The following is a 15,074-nucleotide window of genomic DNA, read 5'->3' as shown; positions in this document are numbered from 1 at the left end:
GGACTCACTCGGCCTTCGTCATCGTCTCGGGCGTGGAGACGAGCTTGTCGACGAAGCCGTACTCCAGCGCCTCCTGGGCGGTGAACCAGTGGTCGTATTCGTTGTCGCGGTAGATTTCCTCGACGGTGTGGCCGGTCTGCTCGGCCGTCAGCTCGGCGAGCGTCTTCTTCATGTTCATGATGAGCTCGGCGGAAATGCGCACGTCGGTCGTCGTGCCGCCGATGCCGCCGGACGGCTGGTGCATCAGCACGCGGGCGTGGCTCGTCAGGAAGCGCTTGCCCTTCGTGCCGGAGCTCAGCAGGAACTGGCCCATCGACGCGCACATGCCGATGCCGACCGTCGCGACGTCCGGCTCGATGAGCTGCATCGTGTCGTAGATCGCCATGCCGGCGGTAATCGAACCGCCCGGCGAATTGATGTACAGCCAGATGTCCTTCTTCGGATCCTCGGCGGCCAGCATCAGCATCTGGGCGCAGATGCGGTTGGCCATGTCGTCCTTGACCTCTTCGCCCATCCAGATGATGCGGTCCTTGAGCAGCCGGTTGAAAATCGGATCGATCGGGCCGCTCGGCGCGTCGCCTTCATCCATCCGAGGCGACGTCGTCATGAGATTGCTCACCTTTGTCTCCTTGTCTTCACAGTTGTGCCTTAGCCTACCTCGGTCAAACGACGGTGCCGGATATTATTCCCGTTTTATTCCCGCGTAGCCGATATTGTCGCCGGGTCGCCGTCTTCGGCACGCGAATCGTTAGACTTGACGTTCAGTATGAGACGGAACTTTCTTCGCAAGCATTCTCCCGACGACGGCACCGCCGGCAGCCGTGCCGCTGGCGCCGGCGACGCCGGCGACCACGCCGGTCCTTCCTTCTACACCGGCGACCTCAAGGACGCCGGCCACTTCGACAATACCGAGCTGCGGCCCGGCCAGCAGGTCGCCGACACCACGCTCGACCATCCCGACACCCGCCGCGACGGCCGCGTGCGCATCCTCGTCGTCATCGTCGCGACAGTCGTCCTCGGCCTTGCCGTCGGTGCCGGCGCCGGCCTGCTCACCGAGCTGCTGTACGGCATCGAGCATTGCTTCCTCGGCTTCGTCGAGAGTCCGGACCTGCCGGGACCGTTCGAGACCGACTGGCGCCGCCGTTTTCTCTCCGTCGTCGTCGCCGCCGTCGTCGCCGCCGTGCTGTGGTACCTGCTGCGCACGAAGACGAAGAAAGTACCGTCGGTCGGCCAGGCGTTCCGCGGCGCGCTGATGCCGGTCTGGCAGACCGTCGTCCACGTGCTGCTGCAGATCTTCATCGTCGGCGCCGGCCTGTCCGTCGGCCGCGAGGTCGCCCCGCGCGAACTCGGCTCGATGTTCGCCCAGCGCGTCGGATCGTGGCTGCGCGTCCGCGAATCCGACCTGCACCTGCTCGTCGCCATCGCCGCCGGCGCCGGCATCGGCGGCGTCTACAACGCCCCGCTCGCCGGCGCGTTCTTCGCCATCGAGATCCTCATGGTCGACGTCACCGTCGGCCGCGTGGCGCTCGCGTTCGGCTGTTCGGCGCTCGCCGCGTGGACGGCGTCGCTGATCAAGGGCACGCACACGTTCTATGTCATGGGCACCGTCGACGCGCTCTACTCCCCCGACCTCATGCTGTACGCCGTGCCGGCCGGCATCGTGCTCGGCCTGCTGGGCATGTGGTTCCGCCGCGGCGCGCAGTGGGCGGAACGCAGGAAGGCGTCCGACCGCTCGATCCTCTGGATGCTGCCGCTGGCCGGCCTTGTCACCGGCGTCGTCGCGATCTGGGTGCCGCAGGTCATGGGCAACGGCCGCGCGACGGCCCAGATTGCGTTCTCGGGCACGCCGACGATGTCGCTGATCCCGCTGCTGCTGTTGTCGTTCGTCGCGAAGGCGCTCGTCACCTTGTTCACGATCCGCTCGGGCGCGTCCGGCGGCGTGCTGACGCCGGGCATCGCGCTCGGTTCGTCGATGGGTTGCATCCTCGGCATCCTGTGGATGCAGCTCGCCGGCACGAACTCGATCGGCGTCTACGCGCTGATGGGCGCCTGCGCGCTGCTGTCGGCGTCGCAGAACGCCCCGCTGATGGCGATGTCGCTCGTCATGGAGCTCACCGAGGCCCCGCTCAATCTCTTCATCCCGGTCGCCTGGATCAGCATCGTCGCCGTCCTCACGGCGAAAATCACCGAACACTGGCACGATTCTCCCGCCAAAACGCTGCTGGGAGACTGACCAACACTCCTGTGTCCCAGAACCTCCACCAATTTGGCAGGCACGGTATGTGACAAAACGTCCCGTATCCGGGAGCTGCCTGCGTTGGTGGCGGCGGTTTTCGCGGTGGTCATCAAAACGCCCCGTATCCGGGAGCTGCCACCACGCGCCTACGCCAACGACAACAGTGAAACTGCCCGTATTCAGTCTGCCATCCCGGGGGCAACGGAGACCCAGCATGTGGTTTCCGCCAAATGCAACTGGCTTCTGGCAGCTCCCTCATGCTGCGGTCTCTTTTCCGTGAGGCAGATGCCAAACTGCTGGTCACGGTGATCATCGCCTCACGCTATTTGCCTCCTGGCATGACTTTCTTGTGCGAAGTAGGCATCTCCTGTCAGTTGCCTCACGCTACCGATCCATAAGCATGGGACAACTGACAAATCATGGACCGTCCTGACGGCAGCCTCACTGGATCATTGCGCACCAGTCGGGTGCGGCATATGCGCCACCAGAACAATTCAGGGGTGCCATGAACCCACGGTTACATCGGGGAATCCCGGCACTCAGCAACAGCGCAATGAATCGTTCGGTGTTCAAGACGTCGGCGAACGTGAACCGAAAGACCCTGGTGACACCGCAATGCCGGACAAGCCACGTTTCGCGACGGGACTCCTCGTGGCCGATCTGCGCCGGCGACTTGCCGCGCGTCATTACAGGGTCGCCGTATTTATCCTTGCCATCCAGTTCCCCGACAATGACGACGCCATTGGGTAGCCGCCAACAAAAATCCACGCGGTAGGGGAAATCGGGATTGTCCGGATTCGGGAATTGCACCTGCAAATCCGGCAGCAGGAACCCCTGCTGGATCATGACTCCCCGCGCAAACGATTCGCCGCCGTTATCGGACAGCGGATTTGCATAGTCCACCAGCTGTCGCACCTTGTCCACCGGCACGCCCAGCGAACCGGCCGAACGGGACGCAAATTCGAGCAGTCGATCATCGTTCACCGCGGGAATCGTTTTCATTGCCGAATCAAACACGGCAAGTGCGTGAGGAAAATCAGTCATCGCCGCGATCACCACCAGCTGCCGGACCGGAGACGTTACGACAACGCCGCCGACATTCCATTGCTCGGCCGGGTCGTCGTCCGGAATATACAGCTTGTTCAGCGTAGCCGGAACCTTCCATCCCCGCGCCGGCGCCGACGTCGCCATTGGAACCGTACGATTGTCACGTCGTGTTCCGACGACGAACAGTCCGCCGGCATGCAGCACCCGCGGCACTTCGAAACCCATCAGCATTGCGCCCGTCGGACCGTCGAAACAGTATTTCCCCGGACGCAATTCTTGCAGTCCCAATGCAAGGTGCCATGCTTGCCGGGGTTGATCGAGGCCGTTCCAGTATGGAATGTCAATGAAGAGTCCTTCCATCGGACTCAGCAGTTCGCCATTGCGCACGCGCCGGCGAGACGCCTCCTGCAGATTGCAGTCATGCGGCGCCGCACAACGCTGTCGGGCATGCGCGTCGGCAAGCATTGTTTCCAGTCGTTCGTTTCTTCTCATCGCCATGGTCCAACGCTATGCGCCGTAGCGACGTCATTCAAGGAAAAATGGTACGGGTGGACGACTGCCTCGTTTTCCACAGTTCGCTCGCCGCACACGGCACCGGCGTCGGTCCCGCCCACGCATGAATCCAGTGACCAACCTTGTCTCCACCGGCGCCTTCTTGACACGGGTCCTCGCCCGCGTGGAAATCCCGATAACAGCAATGTCCGACGATTTCCCATTGGATTCCGACGCCTCGCTTACGCATGGGTCCGATGACAGGAGGAACTCTTTTTTGGTCGCTTCCCCACGCGCTCACGATCTAAGCGTGAGTTCGTCGCCATAATTGCCCTGTTATTGACTGTCAACCCACGCTACGCTTGCCAAAGCATGTATCCGACGGCATATAGCTCTTGTTTTGGCAGCGGACTCACGCTACCGGGCGCCAACTGTGCGGTTCCTGCCATTCCGGGCCTGTTTTTGGCAAGACACTCACGCAAGACTCTCACGCAAGACACTCACGCAAGACACTCACGGAAAAAACGAAGGTGCCGGACCTGCATGGTCCGGCACCTTCAGACAGGACGATTCGCGCGACGGAACTGTCGCGCGACGGACGTCAGTACCGAATTACCCGGCGAACGTCACTCGGCGTCCTCGGCGTCCTCGGCGGATTCGTCGGTGGCAGCGAGGTCGTCGGCGACGGCGGCAGCGGCGGCCGCGGCGGCGACGGACTCGTCCTCGTCGAGAGCCTCCTCGGCTTCCTCGGAGCCCAGGAAGTCGGACAGGTCGAGCGGCTCGCCGTCAACGGTGAAGCTGACCTTGCGCATGCCGGCGACCATGCCCTTCGAGCGGGCGACTTCCTCGACGGCCGAGCCGATCTGGCCGTTCTTGATGATGGCCTGGATGAACATGTTCGGATCCATGCCGTACTGCTGGGCGATGGAGGCGATGAACTGGAAGACCTCGTTCTGGGAGACCTGGACGTTCATCGTCTCGGCGAGCTGGTCGAGGACGATCTGGTTGCGCAGGTCCTTCTCGACCTGCTCCTCGACGTCCTTCTTCTCCTCGGCGGAGATCGTCTCCGGATCCTGGCCGGAGTTCTTGAGCTGCTGCTCGACCATGTTGGCCTTGATGCCCTTCGGCACCGGCACCTCGATGTTCTCCTCGAGGTAGGCGACGAACGCGTCGCGGGCGGCGGTGGCCTGGCGGCCCTTGGCGTCGGCGGCGGCGGCCTTGCGGATGTCTTCCTTGAGCTCGTCGAGCGTGTCGAACTCGGAGGCTTCCTGGGCGAACTCGTCATCGAGCTCCGGGAGCTCCTCGGCCTTGACGGAGTTGACCTTGACCTTGACGAGGGCCTTCTCGCCCTCGTGCTCGCCGGCTTCCAGCGTCGACTCGAACGAGGTCTCCTCGCCGGCGGACAGGCCCTCGAGGGCCTCGTCGATGCCGTCAAGCATGGTGCCGGAGCCGAGCTCGTAGCTCACGCCTTCCTGGGAGTCGACCGACTCGCCGTCGATGACGGCGTCGAGGTCGATGTTGACGAAGTCGCCCTTGGCGGCCGGACGGTCGACGCCGACGAGCGTGGCGAAGCGCTGCTGCAGCACGTTGAGGCGGCGGTCGACGTCCTCGTCGGAGACCTCGGTCTTCTCGACGGCGATCGTCACGTCGTCGAGGGCCGGCAGCTCGAAGTCGGGGCGGCGCTCGACGGTGGCGGTGAACTTCAGCTTGGTGTCGTCGTCGGCGGATTCCGGCACGTCGACGACCTCGATCTCCGGGCGGTCCATCGGCTTGATGTTCTTTTCGCCGAGGGCTTCCTCGTAGAACTTCGGGACGGCGTTGTTGATGGCCTCGCCGGCGACGGCGCCGAAGCCGACGCGCTGGTCGACGATCTTGCCGGGCACGTGGCCCTTGCGGAAGCCGGGGACGGTGATCTGCTTGGCGATTTCCTTGCGGGCTTCCTCGAGGTACGGCTCGAACTCTTCCTTGTCGACGGTGATGGTGAGCTTCGCCTTGGTCGGCTCGAGGTTCCTGACGCTGATCTTCACGTTGTACGCTCCTGACGGTAACGGTTCGTAAATACTTTCGCCTCCGGAACGGAGTTCCGTGGCTCACGGGTATTGTCCACGATTCTTCCGTTGCCAGAGCAACCGTTACATGATAGCTCGGCTCAGCGACGGCGCGCACAGCGCGACCTGCCAGTCGCGGGCGCCGTGTTCGGCGAGGAAGCCGGCCACGTCGGCACGCGGCTCGTCGCTCCAGCACAGGTTGCGCACGATCTGCGGCTTGAGCAGCACGTCGGGCGGCGTGTGGGTGTCCTGCGCGATCGTCGTGATCGCCTTGCGGGCCCGCTGGAAGCGGGCGAAGCGGTCGGGATGCCGGTTGCGCCAGACCTTCATGTTCTTTGGGGCCTCCCCCTCGCCGGCGTCGTGAGTCGGCCGGTGCGGAATCGTCGGCAGTTCGTCGTCGGGCAGGTCGAGGGCGTGCTGGATGGCCGTCTTCCAGACCGACGGCTTGACCTTGCGCTGGATCGGCGCGTAGCGTTCGAACATCTTGTGGCGGTCCGGCGGCACATTGAGCTTCACGCGCTCGTTGAGCGAGCGGACCGAACGGAACTGCGCGGCGTTGTGCGGCTTTTTCTTCGCCGCCTCGATGATCGTCGAGTCCTCGAGCAACAGGCCGGGATCGATGTCGTATTCGCGCGCGAGTTCGTCGCGCTGTTCCCACAGCGCCTTCGCGACGGCCAGCCCGCGGCGGTCGCGTCCGAGCTCGGTGATCTTCGAGATGTGCAGCCACGGCACCGGCGGCTTCTTCGGCTCCCCGAGCCCGCTGGCCAGCTCGTAGGCGAACTCCTGCAGCGCCCACTCCCACTTGCCGGCCTGCTTGAGCTCGGCGGTCAGCGCGTTCTCGAGCTCGATGAGCAGCTCGACGTCGAGCGCCGCGTACGCCCGCCAGTCGCGCGGCAGCGGCCGGTAGGACCAGTCGGCGGCGGAATGTTCCTTGGCGAGCGTGAGGCCGAGATAGTGCTCGGTCAGCGCCGACAGGCCGAAGCGGTGCGCGCCGAGCAGCCTCGCCGCCGTCTTCGTGTCGAAGAGCTTCTTCGGTTTCAGGCCGATTCTCGCGAATCCGGGCAGGTCCATCGCCGCATCGTGAATAATATAGTGCGATTCTCCCGCCAGGACGTTGAACCGTTCCCATTCGTCGGGTCCGATCGGCAGCTCGCCGGGCCGCTGGGGACTGGCGATCGCGACGGGGTCGACGAGCGCGATGCCGGCACCCTCGCGCTTGAACTGGACGAGCCAGTCCTGCTGGTCATAGCGGTACGAGCAGGCGCGTTCGGCGTCGATCGCGATCGAGCCGGTGCCACCCGCGAACCGGTCGCAGAACTCGAAGAACCCGCGCGGCGTGTCGATGATGTCCGGCACTCCTCCGCGGGGTTCCCTCAACAGTACCGGCTCGACGTCAGCCACGGGACCTCCAGAACACGACGGAAACAACTTGAACGTCTCAATGATAATGAGGCACCGTGACCCGCGACGGAAAGACCCCCTCCTGAAAGAAGAGTCTTTCAGGAGGGGGTCTTTCCGTCGCGGGCAATGTCCGGGGCGACTTTCCCGGATCAGTAGACCTTGAACCCGTGGTTCTCGAACTGTTCCTTGACGCGGGCCCGGAGCGCCTGGCTCGGGCCCTTCTGGTCCTCGAGCGGGTACGGGATGCGCAGTTCGTGCCACTTCGGGCGCCCGAGCTGGTGGAACGGCAGCACGTCGATGTGCTCGACGGCGTCGCCGAACCGCTCGCAGATCTTCGCGACGTTCTCGACGTTCTCCTCGTCGGAAGTCAGGCCGGGCACGAGGACGAATCGCACCCAGATCTTCTTGCCGGCCTTCGCGAGCCGCTCGCCGAAGTCGATCGTCGGCTGCAGCACGCCGCCGGTGACCTTGCGGTACGTTTCCTCGTCGCCCGACTTGACGTCGAGCAGGCACAGGTCGATGTCCTCGATCATCTCGTCGGTGTAGTCCTTGTTGAGGAAACCGGACGTGTCGAGGCAGGTGTGGATGCCCATTTCCTTGGCGGCGCGGAAAACGCGGGAGACGAACGGCGCCTGCATCATCGATTCGCCGCCCGAGAACGTGATGCCGCCGTTGGTCGCCTTGAACAGGTCGGCGTAGCGGTCGATCTTCTTGATCATGGCTTCCAGCGTGACCGGCTTGCCGTCGCGCATCTTCCACGTGTCCGGGTTCTGGCAGTACTGGCAGCGCAGCGGGCAGCCGCTCATGAACACTGTCATGCGCGTGCCCGGGCCGTCCACCGACGTGTTGATGTCCCACGAATGCACGAAGCCGATGTCGCCGGTCCGCAGCGCGCGGATGCGGTCGCGCCGGTCGAGTCCGATCGGGCTTTCGAAGCCGGACAGGCCGCCCATCAGCGTCTGGCTCCGATATTCCTTGGATTCCCGCAGCATGTGCTGCTTCGTGGAGCGGAACCCCGCGTCCTGTTCTCCCATGGCTGCCTCCCTGGCATGTGCGATATCGACGATTATAGGACGTTCGCGCGTGACGTCCGGCAACGTGAAAGGCGGAGCCGAAGCCCCGCCTTTCACTCAGTTTCCCGTGCTACGCACCGAGTCTCACTCGGTGACGGCGCCCTGATGGAACGTACGCGAGATGACGTCGAGCTGCTGTTCCTTCGTCAGCTTGACGAAGTTGACGGCGTAGCCGGAGACGCGCACGGTCAGGTGCGGGTACTTCTCCGGGTGCTCGACGGCGTCCTCGAGCTGCTCCTTGCGCAGGACGTTGATGTTCGCGTGGTACAGGCCGTGGCCGTTGCCGGCGTCCAGGATGCCGACGAGGTTGGAGATGCGCTCGTCCTCGTCGCGGCCCAGGCCGTCGGGGGTGATCGTGTTGGTCAGCGAGATGCCGTCGAGGGCATCGTCGTAGTCGATCTTGCCGACGGAGAACATCGACGGCAGCATGCCGTGGGAGTCCATGCCGTTCTCCGGGTTGGCGCCCGGGGCGTACGGCGTGCCCTTCTGGTGGCCGGACGGGAAGGAACCGGTGTTCTTGCCGTACTCGACGTTCGAGGTGATCGTCAGGATGGACTGCGTCGGGACGGCGCCGCGGTACACGGGCAGGCGCTTGACCTGGCCCATGACGGTGGAGACCACCCACTTGGCGATGTCGTCAGCACGGTCGTCGTCGTTGCCGTAGAGCGGGAATTCGCCTTCGGTGCGGTAGCCGACGATCAGGTCGTCGTCCGCGCCCTCGACGTACTCGTACTCGTGGCCCGGCATGTCCTTGGCGTCCTTGTTGTAGATCGGGTAGACCTTGGCGTACTTGCAGGCGGACAGCGAGTCGGCGGCGATGGACAGGCCGGACATGCCGCAGCCGAGGGTGCGGTAGACTTCGCGGTCGTGCAGGGCCATCTCGATGGCTTCGTAGGCGTACTTGTCATGCATGTAGTGGATGATGTTCAGCGCCTCGACGTAGGTCTCGGACAGCCACTCGAGGGCCTTCTCGTAGTTGGCCTTGACCTTCTCGTAGTCGAGCGTGCCGTCGGCTTCCGGCGTGATCGGATCGATGACGCCCTTGTCGATGACCTGCATGCCGGTCATCTCGTCGCGGCCACCGTTGATCGCGTAGAGCAGCGCCTTGGCGGAGTTCACGCGGGCGGCGAAGAACTGCATCTGCTTGCCGACGCGCATCGGGGAGACGCAGCAGGCGATGGCGGCGTCGTCGCCCCAGTGCGAGCGGATGTCCTTGTCGGACTCGTACTGGATGGCCGAGGTGTCGATCGAGATGCGGGCGCAGAAGCGCTTGTAGGCTTCCGGCAGCTTCGGATCCCAGAAGATCGTGATGTTCGGCTCCGGGCCCGGTCCGAGGTGCTCGAGCGTCAGCGTGTTGAGCAGTCGGAACGACGTCTTGGTGACCATCGTGCGACCGTCGTCGCCGAAGCCGGCGTCGGACCAGGTCGCCCAGTACGGGTCGCCGGAGAAGATCGCGTCGTAGTCCTTGGTGCGCAGGAAGCGGACGATGCGCAGCTTCATGACCAGGTTGTCGATGATCTCCTGCGCGCCTTCCTCGGTCAGCGTGCCGTTCTTGAGGTCGCGCTCGAAGTAGATGTCGAAGAACGTGGAGACGCGGCCGAAGGACATGGCGGCGCCGTCCTGGCTCTTGACGGAGGCGAGGTAGCCCATGTAGGTCCACTGGACGGCTTCCTGGGCGTTCATGGCCGGACGGGCGAGGTCGAGGCCGTATTCCTTGCCGAGGTTGATGAGCTTCTTCAGGGCCTTGATCTGCTCGTCGTGCTCCTCGCGGTAGCGGATCCAGTGCTCGATCTCCGGCTCGGTGAAGTCGTTGCGGTACGGAACGGCGTCCTTGTCGCGCTGCTTGAACTTGATCAGCGCGTCGACGCCGTACAGCGCCACGCGGCGGTAGTCGCCGATGATGCGGCCGCGGCCGTAGGCGTCCGGCAGGCCGGTGAGGATCTTGTTGTGGCGGGCGACCTTGATGTTCTTCGTGTAGACGCCGAAGACGCCGTCGTTGTGGGTCTTGCGGTACTTCGTGAAGATCGTCTTGATGGCCGGATCGACTTCCTTGCCGGCTTCCTTGATGGCCTGCTCGACCATGCGCCAGCCGCCGTTCGGCATCATCGCGCGCTTGCACGGCTCGTCGGTCTGCAGGCCGACGATGACGTTGTCGACCTCCGGGGACTCGATGTAGCCGGCCGGGAAGGCGTCGACGTCTGCCGGGGTGTGGGTGTCCACGTCGTAGACACGCTGCTTGCGTTCCACAGCCAGGTAGTTGTCATCGAGGTATTCCCACAGGTGCTTCGTCTTGTCGGTCGCGTTGGCGAGGAACGTCTCGTCGCCCTCGTACGGCGTGTAGTTCTTCTGGATGAAGTCGCGGACGTCGATGTCTTCTTCCCAGTGACCCGGCACAAAGCCCTTCCAGGCCTCTTCCTTGAGCTGCTCCGGGGAGACTGCAGTTGCGTCAACAGCTGTCATTACCACTCCTTTGTTGGTGTTCGTCACGACGCGTCGTCGTGTCGTTGGCTGAGATCAATCGTAACGAATTTCCGTCGGCGAAACATCCCTCGGGGGCGTGAGCTTCGTCACATTTCGCGATTCCGCGCCGTTTTCGGGCTTCCTCGCGCCGTCTTCCGCCACGGAAAATCAGCCATTTCGAGTTCCGTACGTCGCATTTTGTGATAAGGCTCACATTTGCGACGATTCATGCGGACGATTCATGCGCATGCACGGTTGCGCGCATGAAAAATCGGATGTCGCGAGCCCGGGACCGAAGCCCGGGTCCGCGACATCCGAGGGAAGAGGGATCAGTTGGCCGCGTCCTTCGGCCACTGCTTCCATTCGCGCTCCTGATTTTCCCATTCCTTGTTGCGCTCCTCGGCGATGTCGAGGGCCTTCTCGGCCTCCTCCTTCGTCTTGTACGGTCCGAGCCGGATCGCCATCGGAGACTGCGGCCCCAGTTCCACCTTGCCGGTGACGGTATTGAAGTACCACTCCTTGTCGCCCATCATCCCCACCTTTCTGTTGAGCAATCGATACGATTCATCCTACTCGCGGAACATCGACGTGATCGGCAGGCGGCGGTCGCGGCCGAAGGCGAGCGCGGTGACCTTGGGTCCGAGCGGATACTGGCGACGCTTCCATTCGGCGCGGTCGACGAGCCGCATGACGGTGTCGACGGTGTCCGGGTCGAATCCGTCGGCGAGCAGGTCCGCCCTGCCATGCGCGTGCTCGATGTAGGCCTCGAGGACCTGGTCGAGCAGGTCGTATTCGGGCAGCGAGTCGGAGTCCTTCTGGCCCGGGCGCAGTTCGGCGCTCGGCGGCTTGACGATCGAGTTGACCGGAATGACGTCGCCGTCGACCGGCTGGCCCTTCCAGCCGCCCTCGTTGCCGACGATCTTCAGGCCGCCGATGCCGACGCCGTCCGCCGCGGCGCGGTTGCGCCAGCGGGCAAGCTGCCAGACGCGCGTCTTGAGCAGGTCCTTGATCGGCGCGTAGCCGCCGACGGCATCGCCGTAGATCGTCGAGTAGCCGCAGGCCAGCTCGCTCTTGTTGCCGGTGGCCAGCGCGAGCAGGCCCTTCGAGTTCGAGTAGGCCATGACGATGACGCCGCGGATGCGGGCCTGCAGGTTCTCGGCGGCCACGCCGTCGAGGTCGAGCTGCTTCTGGAAGGCGACGAACAGCGGTTCGATCGGCTGGACGTCATAGTGCGCGCCGAGGTTGCGGGCCAGGTCGGCGGCGTCGTCCTTCGATCCGTCGGACGAGTACATGCTCGGCATCGAGATGCCGTACACGCGGTCGCCGCCGCCGAGCGCGTCGGCCGCCATCGCGGCGACGAGCGCCGAGTCGATGCCGCCGGACAGGCCAAGGCAGACACCCTTCGTAAAGCCGTTCTTGGCCATGTAGTCCTTCAGGCCGAGCACGCAGGCCGTGTAGACCTCCTCGTCGGGGTCGGGGTCGGCGGCGATCGTGCCGGGGACCTGCTTCGGGAGGTCCGAATCGTAGTCGAAGAAGGACAGGTCCTCCATGAACATCGGCGAGCGCTCGAGCAGCGTGCCGTCGGCGTCGACGACGAAGCTGCCGCCGTCGAAGACGAGGTCGTCCTGGCCTCCGACCTGGTTGACGTAGACGAGCGGCGCGCCGACTTCGGCGGCGCGGCGGCCGGCGAGGTCGCGGCGCACGTGCGTCTTGCCTTCCTCGTACGGCGAGCCGTTGATCGTCAGCAGGACGTCGATGTCCTTCGCCGCGAGGTCGGCGACCGGGCCGCCGTCCTGCCAGATGTCCTCGCAGATCGCGACGCCGACCCTGATGCCGGCCATCTCGAGCACGACGGACTTGTCGCCGGCCGAGAAGATGCGGAATTCGTCGAAGACGCCGTAGTTCGGCAGGAAATGCTTGTCGTAGCCGGCCCAGACGACGCCGTCGTGCAGCACGATCATGCGGTTGCGCGGCTTGCCGGTCTCGTGGTCGGTGCCGATCGTGCCGACGACGACGAACAGGTCGGCCAGTCCGTCGCCGGCCAGCCGCGTGGCGAGCTCGGAGGCCGTCTGCCAGGCGGCGCGGCGGAACGTGGCGCGCAGCGCGAGGTCCTCGATCGGATAGCCGGTCAGCGTCATCTCCGGAAACGCGACGACCTGCGCGCCGCCGGCCGCGGCCCGGCGCGCGAAGTCGAGGACGCGGTCGGCGTTGCCGTCGAGGTCGCCGACGCAGGTGTCCATCTGTGCGAGTGCAAAGCGTACTTGAGTCATGCGTCCAGTGTAACGCCGACGCTACGCGAGCACCTCGAGCAGCCGTAGCGCGGCGTTGGCGTAGAAGCTCGCGCCGGTGGCGACCGAGGCGTCGAGGCCGAGGAAGGCCGGGCTGTGCCAGTCGGCGCAGTTGGCCGTGCCGTTCGAGCCGATGAACGCGAAGACGACCGGGCAACGGTGCGAGTACTCGATGAAGTCCTCCCCCGCCATCGACGGCCGGATCGGCGCGATGCGCGCGTACGACGGGACGTCGTCGGCGATGATCTCGGCGAGCTTCGCGTCCGACTGGACCGGTTCCTGCAGGTCTTCCCAGTCGATGTCGGCGTGGATGCCGTAGGCGGCGGCCGTCTGCGTGACGATCGAGCGGAAGCGCGCGCCGGCCATGCGGCCGTCGTCGGGATAGAAATACCGCACGGTGCCCTGGAAGCCGGCTTCCTGCGGAATGACGTTCCAGACGTCGCCGCCGTGGACCGCGGTGACGGAGACGACGAGCGGATGGAACGGCGTCTCGTTGCGGGAGACGATCGTCTGCAGCGACAGCACCATCGACGCCATCGCCTCGATCGGGCTCCTGCCCTTCTCGGGATAGCCGCCGTGCGTGCCGGTGCCGGTCAGCGTCACGTTGAACTTGATGCAGCCGGCCATCATCGGCTCCACACCGACGGCGACCTGGTCGGGCTTGTAGTTCGGGTTGTTATGCGTGCCGACCATGACGTCGAGTCCGTCGGTCAGTCCGGCGGCGATCATGTGCTTGGCGCCCTCGCCGGTTTCCTCGGCCGGCTGGAAGAACAGCCGCACGGTGCCGGCGAAGTCGTCGGTGTGGTCGGCCAGGTAGAACGCCGCGCCGACCAGCGACGCCATGTGGATGTCGTGGCCGCAGGCGTGCATGACGCCCTCGTTGAGCGAGACGGGGTTGTTGTGTTCGGGTTCGGTGACCGGCAGCCCGTCGATGTCGGCGCGCAGGCCGACGACCGGATGGCCGGCCTTCGTCTTCCTGTCAAGCGTCGCTTCCGTCGCGGGAATCGTGTCCGCGTCCCTGGCGGCCGTGCCGTCCTCGACGATGTCGGCGACCGGCTTCGTGCCGACGATGTCGGCGACGAGGCCCGACTTCATCGGATCGTCCCTGATCACGATGTTGCCGTGGTCCCTGAGCAGCTTCTTCAGGTAGGTCGTCGTGTTGAATTCGCGGAACGAACGTTCCGGATGCTCGTGCAGGTAATGCCGGATCCCCTCCAGCTCGGGGGTGAGTGGAATGCGTACTGTCATAATACCGTTATACCCCCTAAACGACGCGACTCCCTCCGGAGAGGGAGTCGCGTCGGCAAAATCGTCCTGTTGTGGTCACCGCTTGAGCAGGTGCTTGGCGATCGCGTTCGCGATGGCCTGGACGACCTGGACGAGGACGATCATGATGATGACGGCCGTCCACGTGACCGTCTGGTCGAACTTCTGGTAGCCGTACGCGATGGCGAAGTTACCGAGGCCGCCACCGCCGATGTAGCCGGCCATCGCCGACATGTCGAGGACGGAGATGAACAGGAACGCGTAGGCGAGGATGAGCGGCGCCAGCGCCTCCGGGATCAGCACCGACCAGATGATGCGCAGTTTCGACGCGCCCATCGAGCGGGCCGCCTCGATGACGCCTGGATCGACCGGCACGAGGTTCTGTTCGACGAGTCGGCTCGTCGCGAACGTGCACATCACGCACATCGGGAAGATCGCCGCCGACGTGCCGATCGACGTGCCGATGACGGCGATCGTCACCGGCTGCATCGCAGCGAGGAAGATGATGAACGGGATGGGGCGGACGATGTTGACGATGATGTCGAGAATGCGGTAGACGACGGCGTTCTCGAACAGGTTGCCGGGGCGCGTGCCGTAGAGGAACACGCCGAGCACGAGGCCGAGGATGCCGCCGACGACGAGCGTGATGCAGACCATCTCGAGCGTCTGGCCGATCGACTGCCACAGGATCGGCTTCAAGACGCTCCAGTCGGTGCGGCTGGCGAGCGTGACGGTGCCGTCGGCAATGAGGGTATTGGTCATC

Annotated in this window: 11 protein-coding genes; 1 reads left to right on the top strand and 10 read right to left on the bottom strand. The window is 64.7% G+C overall.

Translation table 11 applies throughout. The features are described 5' to 3' along the window. Positions 1 to 4: 4 nt before the first annotated feature. The gene (locus F6S87_RS06065; RefSeq protein WP_331270764.1) at positions 5 to 619 is read right to left on the bottom strand and encodes an ATP-dependent Clp protease proteolytic subunit; all 615 of its coding nucleotides are present in this window, start codon (positions 617 to 619) and stop codon (positions 5 to 7) included. 147 nt (positions 620 to 766) lie between these two features. Here F6S87_RS06065 and F6S87_RS06060 point away from each other — a divergent pair, with 147 nt between their 5' ends. Further along, entirely contained in the window at positions 767 to 2,233 is a 1,467-nt protein-coding gene (locus tag F6S87_RS06060) for a chloride channel protein (RefSeq protein WP_163227759.1), read from the top strand. 444 nt (positions 2,234 to 2,677) lie between these two features. On the opposite strand, the gene F6S87_RS06055 is transcribed toward F6S87_RS06060, so the two are convergent. The 9 genes from F6S87_RS06055 to F6S87_RS06015 form a co-directional block, all read right to left on the bottom strand. Continuing rightward, positions 2,678 to 3,775 (bottom strand): hypothetical protein, encoded by a 1,098-nt coding sequence (locus tag F6S87_RS06055; protein ID WP_163227758.1) that lies wholly within the window; start codon positions 3,773 to 3,775, stop codon positions 2,678 to 2,680. Positions 3,776 to 4,401: 626 nt separating this feature from the next. Then, the gene (gene tig, locus F6S87_RS06050; RefSeq protein ID WP_163227757.1) at positions 4,402 to 5,802 is read right to left on the bottom strand and encodes a trigger factor; all 1,401 of its coding nucleotides are present in this window, start codon (positions 5,800 to 5,802) and stop codon (positions 4,402 to 4,404) included. A 105-nt stretch (positions 5,803 to 5,907) separates the two neighbouring features. Next, a complete protein-coding gene (locus tag F6S87_RS06045; RefSeq protein ID WP_163227756.1) occupies positions 5,908 to 7,224 on the bottom strand; it encodes an HRDC domain-containing protein in 1,317 nt (438 codons plus the stop codon). A 149-nt stretch (positions 7,225 to 7,373) separates the two neighbouring features. After that, positions 7,374 to 8,258 carry a pyruvate formate-lyase-activating protein gene (gene pflA, locus F6S87_RS06040; RefSeq protein WP_163227755.1) on the bottom strand — a complete coding sequence of 295 codons (885 nt, stop codon included), beginning with the start codon at positions 8,256 to 8,258 and terminating at the stop codon, positions 7,374 to 7,376. A gap of 123 nt (positions 8,259 to 8,381) precedes the next feature. Then, entirely contained in the window at positions 8,382 to 10,757 is a 2,376-nt protein-coding gene (pflB, locus tag F6S87_RS06035) for a formate C-acetyltransferase (protein ID WP_163227754.1), read from the bottom strand. Positions 10,758 to 11,086: 329 nt separating this feature from the next. Continuing rightward, positions 11,087 to 11,290, bottom strand: a complete 204-nt coding sequence (locus F6S87_RS06030) for a hypothetical protein (protein ID WP_163227753.1) — start codon at positions 11,288 to 11,290, stop codon at positions 11,087 to 11,089. 36 nt (positions 11,291 to 11,326) lie between these two features. Continuing rightward, entirely contained in the window at positions 11,327 to 13,027 is a 1,701-nt protein-coding gene (locus F6S87_RS06025; RefSeq protein ID WP_163227752.1) for an NAD+ synthase, read from the bottom strand. Between the two features lie 21 nt (positions 13,028 to 13,048). Next, entirely contained in the window at positions 13,049 to 14,293 is a 1,245-nt protein-coding gene (locus F6S87_RS06020; RefSeq protein ID WP_163227751.1) for a M20 metallopeptidase family protein, read from the bottom strand. 75 nt (positions 14,294 to 14,368) lie between these two features. Further along, the gene (locus F6S87_RS06015; protein ID WP_163227750.1) at positions 14,369 to 15,073 is read right to left on the bottom strand and encodes a methionine ABC transporter permease; all 705 of its coding nucleotides are present in this window, start codon (positions 15,071 to 15,073) and stop codon (positions 14,369 to 14,371) included. Between the last annotated feature and the right edge of the window lies 1 nt (position 15,074).

It is taken from the genome of Bifidobacterium choloepi (genome assembly GCF_010667615.1).
In the GTDB taxonomy this organism is placed as follows: Bacteria; Actinomycetota; Actinomycetes; order Actinomycetales; family Bifidobacteriaceae; genus Bifidobacterium; species Bifidobacterium choloepi.
This window is presented reverse-complemented; position numbering and strand designations above follow the sequence as displayed.

What these genes read in the sequence shown, in the direction of transcription:
- F6S87_RS06060 (WP_163227759.1), top strand. Translation starts at nt 767, where the DNA reads ATGAGACGGAACTTTCTTCGCAAGCATTCTCCCGACGACGGCACCGCC.
- F6S87_RS06055 (WP_163227758.1), bottom strand. Translation starts at nt 3,775, where the DNA reads ATGAGAAGAAACGAACGACTGGAAACAATGCTTGCCGACGCGCATGCC.
- pflA (WP_163227755.1), bottom strand. Translation starts at nt 8,258, where the DNA reads ATGGGAGAACAGGACGCGGGGTTCCGCTCCACGAAGCAGCACATGCTG.
- pflB (WP_163227754.1), bottom strand. Translation starts at nt 10,757, where the DNA reads ATGACAGCTGTTGACGCAACTGCAGTCTCCCCGGAGCAGCTCAAGGAA.
- F6S87_RS06030 (WP_163227753.1), bottom strand. Translation starts at nt 11,290, where the DNA reads ATGATGGGCGACAAGGAGTGGTACTTCAATACCGTCACCGGCAAGGTG.
- F6S87_RS06025 (WP_163227752.1), bottom strand. Translation starts at nt 13,027, where the DNA reads ATGACTCAAGTACGCTTTGCACTCGCACAGATGGACACCTGCGTCGGC.
- F6S87_RS06020 (WP_163227751.1), bottom strand. Translation starts at nt 14,293, where the DNA reads ATGACAGTACGCATTCCACTCACCCCCGAGCTGGAGGGGATCCGGCAT.
- F6S87_RS06015 (WP_163227750.1), bottom strand. Translation starts at nt 15,073, where the DNA reads ATGACCAATACCCTCATTGCCGACGGCACCGTCACGCTCGCCAGCCGC.